Genomic DNA, 17,155 nt, shown 5'->3' on the forward strand with positions numbered 1-17,155 from the left:
GAAACATAGCTTTCGCCTGGTTCATTCTGTACAGCACCTGTAGGGTAATCAGAATGAGAGATTTGTGTTTGGTTTTGGTACGGCCCGAAGCCGTTTTATAGTGACGGGAAAAGTATATGAAGGAGTGCCTCTTCACCTCACCGTGCAAAAACACAGTATTGAAGGGCATGAGGGAGGTTGTTTAGGGCATAAGCCCAGAGGAGTGGAAGGTGGTTCACGGAAATGGCGTTTGGGGCGGGGTGTAATGCCGGGTGGCGGCTACGCCTGACCCGGCCTACCATTGGTATAGCGCAGGGTTATTTAAGCAGCGTTGCCCAGTGCTCGACCCACGGGTTTGATTCGCTTTCTGGCTCAGGGTGTTCACCCGCATCAATCAGCAACATCTCTCCGACGCGCTGAGCACGCTGTTCCTGCAACAGCGCGTCGAACTGCTTACCGCCGCCGCAGAAATTAGCGTAAGAGCTATCGCCGAGGGCGATGATGCCATAGTGAACATCTGGCTGATAGCCAAGCTGGTCTTTAATGCCCTGGAAAAGCGGGACGATGCTGTCCGGCAGATCGCCCTGCCCGGTGGTGGAGGTCACCACCAGGATGTATTTATCTTTATACTTTTCCCAGTCCGCCAGCTCCGGATCTTCATAGACCGTTGCTTTATGGCCCTGGTTTACGAGGATTGCTTCCGCTTCCTCCGCCACCAGCAGCGAGTTGCCGTACATCGTGCCGACAAAAATGCCTACTTCAGCCATGCTTTGCTCCCGTAATTATTGCGCTTGCTGTTCATCCTGAACGTTGCCTGCGGCAAACTCAACCCTTTCATTTTCGGGGAGTTGTCCCAGCCAGCCAAACTGTGACAGCGCCTGCATCCAGACCTCGTCCAGCCCAGCGCGAATAGTCAGCGGTTCGCCGGTAAACGGGTGCGTCAGGCGTAGCTCGCTGGCGTGCAGCATCAGCCGGTTACAGCCAAAGTGCTCTGCCGCGCTGCGGTTCTGGCGCAGATCGCCGTGCTTGCTGTCGCCGATAATCGGGTGGCGCAGGTGCGCAAGGTGACGGCGAAGCTGGTGCTTGCGCCCGGTTTTGGGCAAAAGCTCAACCAGACTGTATCGCGTGGTCGGAAATTTGCTGGTCGCCACCGGCAGTTCTGTGGTCGCCATACCGCGATAGTCGGTCACCGCAGGCTGCGGGCCTTTATCTTCGCGGGCAAATTTATCGGCGATTTTATCCAGTTCCTCCACCAGCGGATAATCAAGCGTGGCGGAATCCGTCAGCCAGCCACGCACGATGGCGTGGTAGCGCTTTTGCATCTGGTGCTGCTCAAACTGCTGCGAAAGCAGTCGACCCGCCTCACTGGAAAGCCCCATCAGCAGAACGCCAGAGGTTGGCCGATCCAGACGATGAGCAGTAAAGACGTGCTGACCGATCTGATCGCGCACGGTTTGCATGACCACCACTTTCTCATCGCGATCGAGCCAGCTACGGTGCACCAGCCAGCCGGACGGTTTATTCACCGCCACTAACCACTCATCCTGATAAAGGATCTCAAGCGTCATGCATCGTCACCGGCGAAAAGCGCATCGAGCTTTTCCAGCTCCACCAGCATCATGGCACGCGCCGGGTGGGTCGCTTCCAGCGCCATTTCGTAATAGGGAGAGACGGCAAAAGACGCGGGCAACGCGTGACCACCTTCCAGCAGCGCGTGCATACGCGGAATTAAGACCCACTGGAGCCACTCGAACGGGGCCAGCGTATCCAGACAAAACGGTTGGGTGCTGGCGAACGCGTCTGGCTGCGGCGCGTTATCCTGCCACAGCTGATGCTGGCGCATAAGGGCTTCGATGGCGTGCAACTGCGCACGAACGTTGTCATGATGCGACATATATACCTCAACTGAAAAACGGAATGGCGCGAAGCATAGCATTGCGGAAGACAGAAATAAAAAAAGGGAGCACTGTAAAAACAGTGCTCCCGGTTCGTTTCGCAGCATTCCAGCTACAATACGTGCTCCCTGCTCATCCGTGACAACTTTTCCTGATGCCCGAAGGCCTGGTCATCCCTTTACCTTTTGCTTCCTGCTCACATCGTCCTGATGTGTAGGTTTCATCCTGAAACGTCCTGGCCATCCTGACCCACCGACCATCCTGACCGGCTCTCGTTCTCCTTCCTGGAGGTGTCCCTTACGCATCCTGCGTGATCCACTTTGCTTCATCCTGAGGCCTTCCTGCGGCGTCATCCTGACGTGTCCCTGGTAAGAAACGCCATCATCCTGATGTTCGTTTCTCGTGTCGGCATCCTGTCGACACAGATAGAATCCGCTATTCTGCTTCGTCTTACAACCCACCTTGTAAGCAATGTAAGCCAGGCGAAACGGGGGATTCCCTTTCAGAAAACCACTAACCTGTTGAAAGAAAAGTTAATATTAATCTGAAATTCCTAAGGCAACTCTAATTGTTTCGGCGATGTCTCACAGAGCGTGTAAGAGATCTCTCACACGTCCAGTAGCATCATGGATTACAGAAGCGGCTCAATTTGAGTAAGAAAATCCGCAAGTGAAGGCGCGAGAACGTCGCGATTGCGGGTGCCGAGCGTCTCTTTGATGACCTCGCCAGACAGGTTGCAGACAGAAATGACGTCCAGTTCACTGTCGAGCGTCGCAATAAAAAGAGTCGGAGAGAGCTTAAGGCGTTTTTGCGTGACCAGGTGACCAATGAGGTTTTCCTGAACGCGTTGCAGATCGTCTTCGCTCCAGGTTTGCAGCAGCGTCAACGGCTGTCCTGCAAAACATGCAGTCATATCCCCGGCAAACTGCGTGGTATAAAATGCATGAAGCGCAGGTTGTATCACAATGTCCATCGCGCGTTCAACCGCATTTACATTGTGCTCGCCCGTGAACGGTTTCGGTTGCCAGATAACGTAATCATCCTGCGAAGCGATAATGCACGGTGACGGCACGCCATATAAGTCAGTACTTTGCGGCCACGTCCCCCGCTTTTCATGCCAGGCATCGCAATAGCGGGTCGTGAAGGACGTCAGGGCATTTGCAGTTTCGATATCCACCGATTTCTCTCTTCTTGTAAGACAGGATAAACTCAGCCCATAAGTGTACCTGTAAAGTGGCTATGAAACATGTCTTACGAAAATCATCAGGCGTTAACGGGCTTAACGCTGGGTAAATCGACCGATTACCGCGACACCTACGATGCAAGCCTGTTGCAGGGCGTGCCGCGCAGTCTGAACCGCGATCCGCTCGGGCTGCACGCTGACGCGCTGCCGTTTGTCGGCGGCGACATCTGGACGCTGTACGAACTCTCCTGGCTGAATGCGCGCGGTCTGCCGCAGGTGGCCGTGGGCCACGTCGAGCTGGATTACGCCAGCGTAAACCTGGTCGAATCCAAGAGCTTTAAGCTCTATCTCAACAGCTTTAACCAGACCAAATTCAACAGCTGGGACGAGGTGCAACAGACGCTTGAGCGTGATTTAAGCGCGTGCGCGCAGGGGAACGTAACCGTCTCGTTATACCATCTGCATGAGCTGGAAGGACAGCCTGTCGCCCATTTCCACGGCACCTGCATCGACGATCAGGACATTGAGGTGGAAAGCTATGAATTTAGCACCGACTACCTGGAAAATGCGGCGGGCGGAAAAGTGGTCAACGAGACGCTGGTCAGCCATCTGCTGAAATCCAACTGCCTTATCACCCATCAGCCGGACTGGGGCTCGGTACAGATCCAGTACCGCGGCCCGCAGATTGACCGTGAAAAGCTGCTGCGTTACCTGGTGTCATTCCGTCATCACAACGAATTCCACGAGCAGTGCGTGGAGCGCATCTTCAACGACATCCAGCGTTTCTGCCAGCCCGAAAAGCTGAGCGTTTACGCCCGCTACACCCGTCGCGGCGGTCTGGATATCAATCCGTGGCGCACCAATACCGATTTTGTGCCTGCCACCGGACGGCTGGTGCGCCAGTAAGATAAATATTTTCACAATATGCGGGCGGTATTCCGCCCGAAGTGTTGTGAAACGTCATAAGCCAGGGCTATTGTAATCAACAGGGAAAGACGATAATCGTCCCATAAGGAGCTCACTTGATTACACATATTAGCCCGCTTGGCTCTATGGATATGTTGTCGCAGCTGGAAGTGGACATGCTTAAACGCACCGCCAGTAGCGACCTTTATCAACTGTTTCGTAACTGTTCACTTGCCGTACTGAACTCCGGAAGCCTGACCGACAACAGTAAAGAGCTGCTGTCCCGCTTCGAAAGTTTTGATATCAACGTGCTGCGCCGCGAGCGCGGGGTGAAGCTGGAAGTGATCAACCCGCCAGAAGACGCTTTTGTCGACGGGCGTATTATTCGCTCACTTCAGGCCAACCTGTTTGCCGTGCTGCGCGACATCCTGTTTGTTAACGGACAGATCAGCAACGCCGGTCGTTTCCAGCATCTTGACCTGGAAAGTTCCGTTCATATCACCAACCTGGTCTTCTCTATTCTGCGTAACGCCCGTGCCCTGCACGTGGGTGAAGCGCCGAACATGGTCGTCTGCTGGGGTGGTCACTCCATTAACGAAACCGAATACCTGTATGCCCGCCGCGTGGGGACGCAGCTCGGCCTGCGCGAACTGAATATCTGTACCGGTTGCGGTCCTGGCGCGATGGAAGCGCCGATGAAAGGCGCGGCAGTAGGACACGCGCAGCAACGCTATAAAGAAGGCCGTTTTATCGGCATGACCGAGCCGTCGATCATCGCCGCTGAGCCGCCTAACCCGCTGGTTAACGAACTGATTATTATGCCGGATATCGAAAAGCGTCTTGAGGCGTTTGTCCGTATCGCGCACGGCATTATTATCTTCCCGGGCGGCGTAGGTACGGCGGAAGAGCTGCTTTATCTGCTCGGGATCCTGATGAATCCGGCCAACAAAGATCAGGTTCTGCCGCTGATCCTGACCGGCCCGAAAGAGAGCGCCGACTACTTCCGCGTGCTGGACGAGTTTATCGTGCATACGCTGGGCGAAGACGCGCGCCGTCACTACCGCATTATTATTGACGATGCCGCAGAAGTGGCCCGTCAGATGAAAAAAGCGATGCCGCTGGTGAAAGAGAATCGTCGTGATACCGGGGATGCCTACAGCTTTAACTGGTCCATCCGTATCGCACCGGATCTTCAGATCCCCTTCGAGCCGTCGCATGAGAACATGGCGAACCTCAAACTCTATCCGGATCAGCCGGTGGAAGTGCTGGCTGCCGACCTGCGTCGCGCCTTCTCTGGCATCGTGGCGGGGAACGTGAAAGAGGTGGGGATACGCGCAATTGAAGAGTTTGGCCCGTATAAGATCCACGGTGATCCGGAGATGATGCGCCGCATGGATGATATGTTGCAGGGCTTTGTCGCTCAGCACCGCATGAAGCTTCCAGGCTCTGCCTATATTCCGTGTTACGAAATCATCAAGTAAAGCGACATTCCTCTCCTCTCAAGCCGGATCGTCATCCGGCTTTTTTATTCGTGTTGCAATTCATAGCGATCTTCAATGTTATTAACAAATCTGACGTCTGCGCAAACGATTACCTCGCTTTTGAAACCATAAATAATCAGCCTTAATCGAAATTACCCGCCAGAAAATCCTAAAATCCCATTTCTTTACAGCGAAAGACACCTATCTCGCGGGTCGACCTTTTCGAAAACATGTCGTTAATGGTAGCCTTCGCGCCCGTAAATTCTCTTTGATGTTTTTTTAACAGATAAATGGTCTAAAGATACCCACATCACAAGTGGATTATTGCATTTGGGATCGCGATCACTGATAGATTCATAACTAGAATGTATCTTTCCGCCCGCCAATAGTTACGGGCAAAAATTATTAAAAAACCGTCACTGAACGAATTTCATATTACCGTCAGGCGCTTTTTCATCGGATTTGACTAAAAACCTGACAATTTGCTTCCTCCAGGAGATACAGATGGAAACCACTCAAACCAGCACCGTTGCTTCGATTGAATCCCGAAGCGGTTGGCGCAAAACGGATACCATGTGGATGCTTGGCCTGTACGGCACAGCAATCGGCGCTGGTGTACTGTTCCTTCCTATCAACGCAGGTGTCGGCGGTATGATCCCGCTGATCATCATGGCCCTCATCGCCTTCCCGATGACCTTCTTTGCGCACCGAGGCCTGACCCGCTTCGTGCTGTCCGGTAAAAACCCGGGCGAAGATATCACTGAAGTCGTTGAAGAACACTTCGGCGTCGGCGCAGGTAAGCTGATTACCCTGCTCTACTTCTTCGCGATTTACCCGATTCTGCTGGTGTACAGCGTTGCTATCACCAACACCGTAGAAAGCTTTATGATGCACCAGCTTCAGATGACCCCGCCGCCGCGTGCGATTCTGTCCCTGATCCTGATCGTCGGTATGATGACCATCGTGCGCTTCGGCGAGCAGATGATTGTGAAAGCGATGAGCGTGCTGGTGTTCCCGTTTGTTGCGGCTCTGATGGTGCTGGCTCTGTACCTGATCCCACAGTGGAACGGCGCTGCGCTGGAAACCCTGTCTCTGAGCAGCGCATCCACGACCGGCAACGGTCTGCTGCTGACCCTGTGGCTGGCGATCCCGGTGATGGTGTTCTCCTTCAACCACTCGCCAATCATCTCTTCCTTCGCAGTAGCGAAGCGTGAAGAGTACGGCAATGGCGCAGAGAAGAAGTGCTCCAGCATCCTGGCTCGCGCGCACATCATGATGGTACTGACCGTAATGTTCTTCGTGTTCAGCTGCGTGCTGAGCCTCTCCCCGGCGGATCTGGCGGCGGCGAAAGAGCAGAACATCTCTATTCTGTCTTACCTGGCAAACCACTTTAACGCACCGCTGATTGCGTGGATGGCGCCGATCATCGCAATTATAGCCATCACCAAATCCTTCCTGGGGCCACTACCTGGGCGCACGTGAAGGCTTCAACGGCATGGTGATTAAATCTCTGCGTGGTAAAGGCAAGACCATTGAAATCAACCGTCTGAACAAAATCACTGCGCTGTTCATGCTGGTGACCACCTGGGCGGTAGCCACCCTGAACCCAAGCATTCTGGGCATGATTGAAACCCTGGGCGGCCCGATTATCGCGATGATCCTGTTCCTGATGCCGATGTACGCGATTCAGAAAGTGCCTGCGATGCGTAAATACAGCGGCCATATCAGCAACGTGTTCGTTGTTGTGATGGGCCTGATTGCCATCTCCGCTATTTTCTACTCGCTGTTCAGCTAATACCTCCTGCGCCGTCTGCGGACGGCGCACTTCTCCCCTCTGACTGAAGCAATGGACGCATCATGATTAGCGTATTCGATATCTTCAAAATCGGTATTGGTCCTTCCAGCTCTCACACCGTCGGACCAATGAAAGCCGGTAAACAATTCACGGATGACTTGATTGCACGCGGCATTTTGCACGACATCACCCGCGTGGTTGTCGATGTATATGGTTCCCTTTCCCCTGACCGGTAAAGGCCACCATACCGATATTGCCATTATCATGGGGCTGGCGGGTAATCTGCCGGATACCGTTGATATTGATGCAATACCTGGCTTTATCCAGGACGTGAACACCCACGGTCGTTTGCTGCTGGCGAACGGCGAGCATGAGGTTGAATTCCCGGTTGATCACTGCATGAATTTCCATGCGGATAACCTGTCGCTGCACGAGAATGGCATGCGCATTACCGCGCTGGCCGGCGACAAAGCGGTTTACAGCCAGACGTATTACTCCATCGGCGGCGGGTTTATCGTCGACGAGGACCATTTTGGTCAAAGTACCAATTCTGCCGTTGATGTGCCGTACCCTTACAAAAACGCGGCCGACTTACAGCGTCACTGCCAGGAGACAGGGCTTTCTCTCTCCGGCCTGATGATGAAAAACGAGCTGGCCCTGCACAGCAAAGAGGAGCTGGAACAGCACTTCGCTAACGTCTGGGAAGTGATGCGCAGCGGCATTGAGCGCGGGATCACCACCGAAGGCGTGCTGCCGGGTAAACTGCGTGTTCCGCGCCGTGCGGCTGCGCTGCGCCGCATGCTGGTCAGCACCGACAAAACCACCACCGACCCGATGGCCGTCGTCGACTGGATCAACATGTTCGCGCTGGCGGTGAACGAAGAGAACGCCGCGGGTGGCCGCGTCGTCACCGCGCCAACCAACGGGGCGTGCGGAATTGTTCCGGCGGTTCTGGCGTATTACGACAAGTTTATCCGTGAAGTGAATGCAAACTCACTCGCGCGGTATATGCTGGTCGCCAGTGCGATTGGCTCACTGTACAAGATGAACGCCTCGATTTCCGGCGCGGAAGTGGGCTGTCAGGGTGAAGTGGGCGTCGCCTGCTCTATGGCGGCGGCGGGTCTGGCCGAATTACTGGGCGCAAGTCCTGCGCAGGTTTGTATTGCGGCGGAAATCGGCATGGAACATAACCTGGGGCTGACCTGCGATCCGGTCGGCGGACAGGTCCAGGTGCCATGCATCGAGCGTAACGCCATCGCCTCTGTGAAAGCGGTGAACGCGGCCCGTATGGCGCTGCGTCGTACCAGCGAACCGCGCGTCTGCCTCGACAAGGTTATCGAAACCATGTACGAAACCGGTAAAGATATGAACGCCAAATACCGCGAAACCTCCCGCGGTGGCCTGGCGATGAAGATCGTCACCTGCGATTAAGCCTCTCAGGAAGCCTCGTTTTGCGAGGCTTCTTCCTGTTTTCGCCACCATTCATAGTTTCATGCTGCGCTCAGTGTTACCCTTCACCTATCAGACAGAAGGGAGATTATCTGTGGCCGTTCATTTGCTTATCGTCGATGCACTTAACCTGATTCGCCGTATTCATGCGGTACAGGGCACCCCCTGCAAGGACACCTGTTTACACGCGCTGGAGCAGCTCATTCGCCATAGCGAACCCACCCACGCTGTTGCCGTATTCGACGATGAAGCACGCAATACCGGCTGGCGGCACCAGCGCCTGCCGGACTACAAAGCCGGACGTGCGCCGATGCCGGACGATCTGCACGCAGAAATGCCCGCTATCCGCGCGGCCTTTGAGCAGCGCGGCGTTCCGTGCTGGGGCGCCCACGGTAATGAGGCTGACGATTTAGCCGCAACGCTGGCGGTTAAAGTCGCGAGCGCCGGGCATCAGGCGACTATCGTTTCAACCGACAAAGGCTACTGCCAGCTGCTCTCTCCAACGATCCGCATCCGGGACTACTTTCAAAAACGCTGGCTGGACGCGCCATTCATTGCCAGCGAGTTTGGCGTATCGCCTGAGCAACTGCCGGATTACTGGGGGCTGGCGGGGATCAGCAGCTCTAAAGTGCCGGGTGTCGCCGGTATTGGACCCAAAAGCGCCGCACAGCTGCTGACGGAGTTTCAGAGTCTGGAAGGAATTTACGCCAGGCTTGATGAAGTGCCGGAAAAATGGCGCAAAAAGCTGGAGGCGCATAAAGAGATGGCGTTTATCTGCCGGGAGGTGGCGACGCTACAGACGGATTTACAGCTGGACGGGAATTTACAGCAGTTAAGGTTAGAACGTTAAAACAACTACACGATTTTGTAGGCCCGGTAAGCGCAGCGCCACCGGGCGTTACAAACGTTATCGCTCGTCGCGACGCCCACCCACTGCCGCCCACCAGCGACGGATATGGACCGTCACTTCTTCGCGGTCGTGATAAAGCTGACGCGCCTGGATTTCCGCGTTAATCCCGTGTTCGTCCAGCTGCTGCTGAATATAGGCCAGGTTCTGCGACACCTCTTCGTAGCGCTTTTTCATCGGCAGCTTGAGGTTGAAAATCGTCTCACGACACCAGCCGTTCACCAGCCAGGAGGCCATCAGCGCCGCGACTTTCGCCGGTTTTTCTACCATGTCGCACACCATCCAGGAGATGTTGTTGCGGTTCGGGCGATAGCGGAAGCCGTCCTCACGCAGCCAGGTGACCTGCCCGGTATCCATCAGGCTTTGCGCCATCGGGCCGTTATCCACAGACGAAACCCACATATTGCGTTTCACCAGCTGATAGGTCCAGCCGCCCGGGCACGCGCCAAGGTCGACGGCATACATGCCGTTTGCCAGACGTTCGTCCCACTCGTCCGCCGGGATAAAGACGTGAAACGCCTCTTCCAGCTTCAGGGTTGAACGGCTCGGCGCATCTGCCGGGAAGCGCAGACGCGGGATCCCCATAAAGAACGGCGAATTATTGGTGGTATACGAGTAGCCGGCGTAGCAACATCCTGGCGCAATAAAGAAGATATGCACGACCGGGCGCTTTGGCGTCTCGTAGTTTGTCAGCACACCCGCATCACGCAGCGCCGCGCGCAGCGGCACGGTGAACTTACGGCAGAACTTCATCAGCTCTTTGCTTTCGTTGGTGTCGGCCACTTCCACGCGCAAATCGCCGCCCTTCTCTACCACACCCTGCAACAGGCCAACAATCGGCGTGATGCGATCTTCCGGCGGAAGATCTTTCAGCAGTTCGCCCGCGACAAACATCTGACGGGCGAAAATCAATGAGCTGAACGGCAGTTCGCGCGCCAGCTTGTCGGCATCATCAGGCTGATAGCATTCAAATACCACATAGCCCGCGTTCTCTTTGACGCGAGCGAATCCAAAGACTTCACGCTTCGCCGCTTTATCGGTGATTTCCGCGGCGCACTCTTTCTCAAACCCCGGGCGACAATATAAAACAACCTTATTCATGAACAACGCCCTTGCGTTTCAGACGGATAGCTCCGATAAACATTAACACCCAACCCGCCAGGAAGCTGACGCCGCCGACAGGTGTAACAAACGCCCACAGGCGTAAATGCGACAGCGCCAGACAGTAAAGACTGCCGCTGAACAGTACGGTACCCAGCGCCAGAAAGACGCTGCTCCAGTAAAACCAGATGCTGATGCGGCGCTGCATCGCCACCGCCAGCCCAAAAATTGCCAGCGTGTGGAACGCCTGATATTCAAGGCCGGTCTGGATCCAACCCATCTCCACAACGCCCAGAGATTTGCTTAAGACATGCGCGCCAAACGCGCCCAGAGCTACAAAAATAAAGCCACTCACCGCGGCGAAAATCAGCATGAATCGGCTGGTCATGTTTAAGTCCTGAATTGATGCGTGCCCGGCACACAAACGTTATTGTTCATACCTGAAGCGGAATTTTTCTTGCTCGCTTGCCGCTTTCGCCAGTATCCACTGCCGGAAAGCGGCTATTTTACCCAGTTCTGCCTGACTGTCATGACAAACCAGATAAAATGCATTCTTGCTGACCAGTACATCGTTAAATGGGCAAACCAGACGGCCTGCCTCAATTTCGGACTGCGCCATAACGTTGTTTGCCAACGCCACGCCCTGCCCGTGAATGGCAGCCTGTAGCACCATCGCGCTGTGGCTAAAAATGGGCCCCTGCTGCACGTTTATATGATTAAGACCTAACTGGCGGGTATAAGTTTGCCAGTCGCGACGCGAAGCATCGTGCAAAAGCGTATGTTGCGCCAGATCGGCGGGCGTTTTGAGCGCTTTATCCCCCGTCAGCAGCAGCGGTGAACAGACCGGCAACAGATATTCTGCGTATAATTTTTCCACACGCAAGCCCGGCCAGTTACCGCGACCGTAAAAAATCGCCACGTCCACATCATCTGCCAGCTTGTCTTCCTGACGGTCCACCGCCTGGATTCGGACATCGATTCCCGGATAAGTTGAGTTAAAGCTTGAGAGTCGCGGCACCAGCCACTGAATGGCAAAACTGGGCAATAAACTCACAGTCAGAGCGCCTTTTGCGCTCCGGGCCTGAAGCTTGCGAGTGGCTTCCGTCAGCTGGGAAAAAATCTCTTTAATATCCTGAAAATAGCTCTGCCCCTCTTCGGTCAACAGCAACGAACGGTTGCGTCGACGGAACAGCTTAAGCCCCAGAAAATCCTCCAGAGACTTGATTTGATGACTTACTGCGGCCTGTGTCACAAAAAGCTCATCGGCTGCGCGGGTGAAGCTGAGGTGGCGTGCTGCTGCATCAAAAACACGTAATGCATTTAGGGGTGGCAATCGCTTGGACATGGTTATCTGGCTTAGATGTTAACGAGATTTAACATATAGGAAACAACGTTTAACCTATTAGTTTTTTTTATCTGAGCCATTATAATTTGTCCGTTGAGGAACTACCAGCAAATACCTATAGTGGCGGCACTTCCTGAGCCGGAACGAAAAGCTTTTTTTGGAATGCGTGTTCTGAAGGGCTTTTGGCTTACGGTTGTGATGTTGTGTTGTTGTGTTTGCAATTGGTCTGCGATTCAGACCACGGTAGCAACGCTACCAATTTTTCACTTCCTGTACATTTACCCTGTCTGTCCATAGTGATTAATGTAGCACCGCCAACTTGCGGTGCTTTTTTTTCGCTTATCTAACTGTTAATGCTCGATTTCCTTCATCTCTTTCACATCACTGCGGTTGATCTGCTGTTTGTTCCCGTTAGCATCTTTGTAAGAAATCATCCCGGTATCATTATCGGTTGTCGGTTTCCCTTCAGAGACGATAGATCGACCATCGTTGGTATGCATTACGTAGTTATTACCAGAACAGGCGCTCAGGGCAAAGGTCAACGCACAGGCAGAAATGATTGCAGCTGTCTTTTTCATGATTATCTCCTTTAGCAATTAATGCTATTCAAACCTCGATTTATAACAGGCTAAAACATCCGCCTAACACTATTTAGCATAACCTGCTTTTTCAGACTCGCCAGGATAAGCAGACAAATCTGATAGATATCAACTTCCTTGCCCTGCCGATGAATTTGCGCGACGATCGTAGAATCGATATGAGGAATTCCATGAACGCTTTCAGTCCTGCGCAGTTTCGCGCACAGTTTCCTGCGCTGGCCGATGCCGGCATTTATCTTGATAGCGCCGCCACGGCCCTTAAACCGCAGGCGGTGATTGAGGCAACCCGCCAGTTTTACAGCCTGAGCGCCGGGAACGTGCACCGCAGCCAGTATGCCGACGCGCAGCGCTTAACGGCGCAATACGAAGCCGCACGGGATCAGGTCGCGCGCCTGATCAATGCTGACAGCGGTAAGAACATCGTCTGGACGCGGGGCACCACCGAGGCCATTAACATGGTGGCGCAATGTTACGCGCGTCCGCTGTTGCAGCCCGGGGATGAGATCATCGTCAGCGAGGCGGAACACCACGCCAACCTGGTACCCTGGCTGATGGTGGCCGAACAAACCGGGGCACAGGTTGTAAAGCTCCCGTTGGGTGCGGACTTCCTGCCTGACGTGGCGCGTCTGCCTGAGCTGATTACGCCGCGCAGCCGTATTCTGGCGCTGGGGCAGATGTCCAACGTCACCGGCGGCTGCCCGGATCTGGCGCGTGCCATTGAGATTGCCCATGCCAGCGGCGTGGTGGTGATGGTCGACGGTGCGCAGGGTGTGGTGCATTTTCCGGCTGACGTTCAGGCGCTGGATATCGACTTCTATGCCTTCTCAGGACACAAATTGTACGGGCCAACCGGTATCGGCGCGCTGTACGGCAAAGCTGAACTGCTGGCCCGGATGACGCCGTGGCTCGGCGGCGGCAAGATGATTACCGAAGTCACCTTCGACGGTTTTAAAACGCAGGATGTACCCTACCGCCTGGAAGCCGGTACCCCAAACGTGGCCGGGGTTATCGGTCTGAGCGCAGCGCTCGAATGGTTGGCAGAAACGGACGTGGTTCAGGCTGAAAGCTGGAGCCGGGGTCTGGCGACGCTGGCGGAAGAAGAACTGAAAAAACGTCCGGGTTTTCGCTCGTTCCGCGTCCAGGACTCCAGCCTGCTCGCCTTTGATTTCGCGGGCGTGCACCATAGCGACATGGTGACGTTGCTTGCCGGATATGGCATTGCCCTGCGTGCCGGACAGCACTGCGCCCAGCCGCTGCTGGCGGCCATTGGCGTAAGCGGTACCCTGCGCGCCTCGTTTGCACCGTATAATACAAAAAGCGACGTCGAGGCGCTGGTTTCCGCCGTCGACCGCGCCCTGGAATTACTGGTGGATTAATGACAAGTTCAGCTTTAGCCGGACACCCGTTCGGCACCGTTATTACTGAAGAGACGTTAAAACAGACCTTCGTCCCGCTCACGCAGTGGGAAGATAAATATCGTCAGCTGATCCTGCTGGGTAAACAGTTGCCCACGCTGTCAGACGAGCTGAAATCACAGGCGAAGGAGATCGCAGGCTGCGAGAACCGCGTCTGGCTTGGGTTTAGCGTATCCGGAGAGAAACTGCATTTCTTCGGCGACAGCGAGGGACGCATTGTTCGCGGTCTGCTGGCGGTGCTGTTGACCGCAATCGAAGGGAAAAGCGCCGCAGAGCTGCTGGCGCATTCTCCGCTGGCGCTGTTTGATGAGCTGGGACTTCGCGCGCAGCTTAGCGCCTCGCGCGGTCAGGGACTGATTGCGCTAAACGACGCGGTACTGGATGCCGCCCGTCAGGCTCAGGCCTGACGTTCCGCCTTCGCCATCATCTTCTTCAGGGCGTGAGAGACCGCCACAAAGCCGAAGGAGGCGGTCACCATGGTGGCCGCTCCAAACCCTGAGGCACAATCCATCCGCTTTGGCCCTTCCGCCGTGCTTTTCATTGCACAGACCGAACCATCCGCCTGCGGATAAACCAGCGCTTCTGTCGAGAACACACAGTCCACGCCCAGCTTGCCTTTGCTATTTTTCACCACGTTGAAGTCGCTTTTTAAGCGCTCGCGCAGCTTAGCGGCCAGCGGATCCTGAATGGTTTTCGCCAGATCCGCCACCTGGATCTGCGTCGGATCAATTTGTCCACCCGCGCCGCCCGTTGTCACCAGCGGCACCTTGTAACGACGACAGTAAGCGATCAGCGCCGCTTTTGGCCGCACGCTGTCGATGGCATCAATCACATAGCTGTAGCCTTTGCTCATGTACTCCGCGACGTTATCTGCCGTCACAAAGTCGTCGATCACCGTCACCCTACACTCCGGGTTGATGAGACGAATACGCTCCGCCATCACCTCGGACTTCGCCAGACCGACGTTATCACGCAGGGCGTGGATCTGACGGTTAGTGTTAGTGACGCAGACGTCATCCATATCAATCAACGTAATTGCGCCAATGCCGGTTCTCGCCAGCGCTTCTGCCGCCCACGACCCCACGCCACCAATGCCCACCACGCAGACATGCGCATCCGCGAACAGTTGCAGGGCTTTTTCACCATATAACCGTGCCGTGCCGCCGAAACGCTGGCGCCAGGCATCGCTGATTACCACAGACATAAAACCTCAGATGTAAAAAGGGTGAGGTATTCCTCACCCTGAACCGTAATCCGTCTTGCCCTCAGAATACCACAATCAGCCGCTGAATACGTTTCCGGTACCCGGCGCTGCCTTCAGCACCCACACGCGTCCGTAGTGGTTATACCAGCCTGCACGATGGCCGGCATCCGGGCCGATGCCCTGATAAATGTCGAAGTGCTGGCCTTTGATCGCCCCACCCACGTCCAGCGCCACCATCAGGCGTAATTCATACTTGCCATTGAATTTGCCGTTGTTGTCGAGGAGTGGAACTTCCGCCAGCAGCGTAGTACCTGCCGGGATAATCGAACGATCCGATGCCACAGAAGCGCGGCCAATCAGCGGGACGGCGCTCGCCCCTTTCACCGGCGCAAAGTTCTGCGGTTTGAAGAAGACAAACGATGGGTTCTGCTCAAGCAGCTCACGCACTTCCGCTTCGCTGTGTTTTTCGCCCCACTCGCGGATCGCCTGCATCGACATATCTTCTCGTTTCACTTCGCCACGGTCGATGAGCACCTTACCGATGCTGCGATAGGCATGGCCATTTTTCCCGGCGTAGCTAAAGAAGTTCAGCGGCGAGCCGTCGCCAAAATCAATATAGCCGCTGCCCTGCACGTCCATAATGAAGTTGTCCATCAGCGAGTTGCTGTAGGCCAGCACGTAATTTTCGCTCAGCGCGCCAGCGTAGATCTCGGCGCGGGACGGCAGACGACCGCGTTTCGGCGGCATACGGTAAATGGGATACTGGAACTCGCCCTGGCGTGTGTGTCGCGCCTGGACAACCGGAGTGTAGTAACCGGTAAACTGGACGTTACCGTAGTTATCCGCCCCCTCCATCTGCCAGGCATCGATACCAAACTGGCGCATATTGCGGGTATCACCGCCTGCACGCAGCCAGTCCTGCACGGCGCTATAGACGTTGTTCTGCGAACCGTATAAACGCGGAGAAGCAGTGCGGATCTGGTAGACCTGCTCGGAGAAGTCTCCGGCATTGATCGGAGCGCCCACGGCGTCTGGCTGGTTAACTAAAGAGAAAGGCTGGGATAACTTCCCGTCTTTATACTGTTGACCGCGATCGGTCGGTTTGGAAGAGCAGGCCGCAAGAATCGCCACCATTGCGCCTGTCATCAGATACTTCGCCCAACGTCCTTTCATTATATCTCGTCTTTTAGTTGCCCAATTCCGCGAGATGAAGATAACAAACCCACCGTGTTAATGAAATGCAATCACCTTCCCTTTGGCAAATTCTGCACAAAAAATAGTCCAAAGTGGCTTTTGCCGTTCATTTTGCATACAAAATAATAAATTATGTGAAAAAGGGGTTGCATCACAAACCTATCCGAGTATAGTGCGCTTCCACGGACGCGGGGTGGAGCAGCCTGGTAGCTCGTCGGGCTCATAACCCGAAGGTCGTCGGTTCAAATCCGGCCCCCGCAACCAATTAAAATTTGATGAAGTATCTTCTACGACAGTAGAAGTTTTTGCGAAGTAGTTCGAATCACAGCAAGGCGACGACGCAGTGAATCCTTAGGAACTTACTCCAGTAAGTGACTGAGGTGAACGAGGAAAGTCAACGCAGATGTGGTTTGAAATACGAAGCAAAAAGACGGACGCGGGGTGGAGCAGCCTGGTAGCTCGTCGGGCTCATAACCCGAAGGTCGTCGGTTCAAATCCGGCCCCCGCAACCAATCAAATTTGAAGAAGTAAGTTTCTACAAGTGTAGAAAGACGGACGCGGGGTGGAGCAGCCTGGTAGCTCGTCGGGCTCATAACCCGAAGGTCGTCGGTTCAAATCCGGCCCCCGCAACCAACACTTCTTAAAACAATAAACACCCTGAAGGGTGTTTTTTTGTATCTGGCGTTTGTGAAAATGCCGGGC

The 17,155-nt window shown here is 54.8% G+C and carries 15 protein-coding genes, 3 tRNA genes and 2 pseudogenes; 10 read left to right on the forward strand and 10 right to left on the reverse strand.

Annotated features, from left to right (window positions below):
• Positions 1-296: 296 nt before the first annotated feature.
• The 4 genes from KTH07_RS15850 to syd all read right to left on the reverse strand — a co-directional run bounded on the left by KTH07_RS15850 (position 297) and on the right by syd (position 3,051).
• Entirely contained in the window at positions 297-746 is a 450-nt protein-coding gene (locus tag KTH07_RS15850) for a flavodoxin (protein ID WP_032619131.1), read from the reverse strand.
• A gap of 15 nt (positions 747-761) precedes the next feature.
• A complete protein-coding gene (truC, locus tag KTH07_RS15855; protein ID WP_015571733.1) occupies positions 762-1,547 on the reverse strand; it encodes a tRNA pseudouridine(65) synthase TruC in 786 nt (261 codons plus the stop codon).
• Positions 1,544-1,873 (reverse strand): YqcC family protein, encoded by a 330-nt coding sequence (locus KTH07_RS15860; RefSeq protein WP_017382834.1) that lies wholly within the window; start codon positions 1,871-1,873, stop codon positions 1,544-1,546. The genes truC and KTH07_RS15860 overlap by 4 nt, the downstream gene beginning before the upstream one ends.
• Before the next feature lie 632 nt (positions 1,874-2,505).
• A complete protein-coding gene (gene syd / locus KTH07_RS15865; RefSeq protein WP_032619128.1) occupies positions 2,506-3,051 on the reverse strand; it encodes a SecY-interacting protein in 546 nt (181 codons plus the stop codon).
• A 69-nt stretch (positions 3,052-3,120) separates the two neighbouring features.
• On the opposite strand from syd, the gene queF reads away from it, so the two are divergent.
• The 5 genes and pseudogenes from queF to xni all read left to right on the forward strand — a co-directional run bounded on the left by queF (position 3,121) and on the right by xni (position 9,538).
• Positions 3,121-3,963, forward strand: coding sequence for an NADPH-dependent 7-cyano-7-deazaguanine reductase QueF (gene queF / locus KTH07_RS15870; RefSeq protein WP_032619126.1), 843 nt, complete (start codon positions 3,121-3,123; stop codon positions 3,961-3,963).
• A 116-nt stretch (positions 3,964-4,079) separates the two neighbouring features.
• Positions 4,080-5,444 (forward strand): nucleotide 5'-monophosphate nucleosidase PpnN, encoded by a 1,365-nt coding sequence (ppnN, locus tag KTH07_RS15875; RefSeq protein ID WP_003862748.1) that lies wholly within the window; start codon positions 4,080-4,082, stop codon positions 5,442-5,444.
• Positions 5,445-5,948: 504 nt separating this feature from the next.
• Positions 5,949-7,239: pseudogene (locus KTH07_RS15880) on the forward strand (HAAAP family serine/threonine permease).
• Between the two features lie 62 nt (positions 7,240-7,301).
• Positions 7,302-8,670 (forward strand): annotated as a pseudogene (locus KTH07_RS15885) (L-serine ammonia-lyase).
• A 112-nt stretch (positions 8,671-8,782) separates the two neighbouring features.
• Positions 8,783-9,538, forward strand: a complete 756-nt coding sequence (gene xni / locus KTH07_RS15890; protein ID WP_023295348.1) for a flap endonuclease Xni — start codon at positions 8,783-8,785, stop codon at positions 9,536-9,538.
• A 57-nt stretch (positions 9,539-9,595) separates the two neighbouring features.
• Here xni and rlmM read toward each other — a convergent pair whose 3' ends face one another.
• From rlmM to KTH07_RS15910, 4 genes are all read right to left on the reverse strand, one after another.
• A complete protein-coding gene (gene rlmM / locus KTH07_RS15895; RefSeq protein ID WP_003862754.1) occupies positions 9,596-10,696 on the reverse strand; it encodes a 23S rRNA (cytidine(2498)-2'-O)-methyltransferase RlmM in 1,101 nt (366 codons plus the stop codon).
• The gene (locus tag KTH07_RS15900; RefSeq protein ID WP_003862756.1) at positions 10,689-11,084 is read right to left on the reverse strand and encodes a DUF423 domain-containing protein; all 396 of its coding nucleotides are present in this window, start codon (positions 11,082-11,084) and stop codon (positions 10,689-10,691) included. Before KTH07_RS15900 ends, rlmM begins: the two co-directional genes overlap by 8 nt.
• Before the next feature lie 39 nt (positions 11,085-11,123).
• Positions 11,124-12,041, reverse strand: coding sequence for a glycine cleavage system transcriptional regulator GcvA (gcvA, locus tag KTH07_RS15905; protein ID WP_003862758.1), 918 nt, complete (start codon positions 12,039-12,041; stop codon positions 11,124-11,126).
• A gap of 350 nt (positions 12,042-12,391) precedes the next feature.
• On the reverse strand, positions 12,392-12,619 hold the full coding sequence (locus tag KTH07_RS15910; protein ID WP_015571738.1) for a YgdI/YgdR family lipoprotein: 228 nt from the start codon (positions 12,617-12,619) through the stop codon (positions 12,392-12,394).
• 191 nt (positions 12,620-12,810) lie between these two features.
• Between KTH07_RS15910 and csdA the strand changes: the two genes are divergently transcribed.
• The gene (gene csdA, locus KTH07_RS15915) at positions 12,811-14,016 is read left to right on the forward strand and encodes a cysteine desulfurase CsdA (RefSeq protein WP_032619123.1); all 1,206 of its coding nucleotides are present in this window, start codon (positions 12,811-12,813) and stop codon (positions 14,014-14,016) included.
• Positions 14,016-14,462 (forward strand): cysteine desulfurase sulfur acceptor subunit CsdE, encoded by a 447-nt coding sequence (gene csdE / locus KTH07_RS15920; RefSeq protein WP_017382839.1) that lies wholly within the window; start codon positions 14,016-14,018, stop codon positions 14,460-14,462. The genes csdA and csdE overlap by 1 nt, the downstream gene beginning before the upstream one ends.
• On the opposite strand, the gene tcdA is transcribed toward csdE, so the two are convergent.
• Both tcdA and mltA read right to left on the reverse strand, forming a co-directional pair.
• Positions 14,453-15,259 (reverse strand): tRNA cyclic N6-threonylcarbamoyladenosine(37) synthase TcdA, encoded by an 807-nt coding sequence (gene tcdA, locus KTH07_RS15925; RefSeq protein WP_006811804.1) that lies wholly within the window; start codon positions 15,257-15,259, stop codon positions 14,453-14,455. The two genes, csdE and tcdA, sit on opposite strands and share 10 nt — an antisense overlap.
• Positions 15,260-15,334: 75 nt before the next feature.
• Positions 15,335-16,432, reverse strand: coding sequence for a murein transglycosylase A (gene mltA / locus KTH07_RS15930; RefSeq protein WP_015571742.1), 1,098 nt, complete (start codon positions 16,430-16,432; stop codon positions 15,335-15,337).
• A gap of 208 nt (positions 16,433-16,640) precedes the next feature.
• Between mltA and KTH07_RS15935 the strand changes: the two genes are divergently transcribed.
• From KTH07_RS15935 to KTH07_RS15945, 3 genes are all read left to right on the forward strand, one after another.
• Positions 16,641-16,717: transfer RNA gene (locus KTH07_RS15935), tRNA-Met, on the forward strand.
• A 171-nt stretch (positions 16,718-16,888) separates the two neighbouring features.
• Positions 16,889-16,965: transfer RNA gene (locus KTH07_RS15940), tRNA-Met, on the forward strand.
• 44 nt (positions 16,966-17,009) lie between these two features.
• Positions 17,010-17,086: transfer RNA gene (locus KTH07_RS15945), tRNA-Met, on the forward strand.
• The last annotated feature ends 69 nt before the right edge of the window (positions 17,087-17,155 follow it).

This window comes from Enterobacter cloacae complex sp. ECL72 (assembly GCF_019056635.1).
Classification (GTDB): domain Bacteria; phylum Pseudomonadota; class Gammaproteobacteria; order Enterobacterales; family Enterobacteriaceae; genus Enterobacter; species Enterobacter hormaechei_C.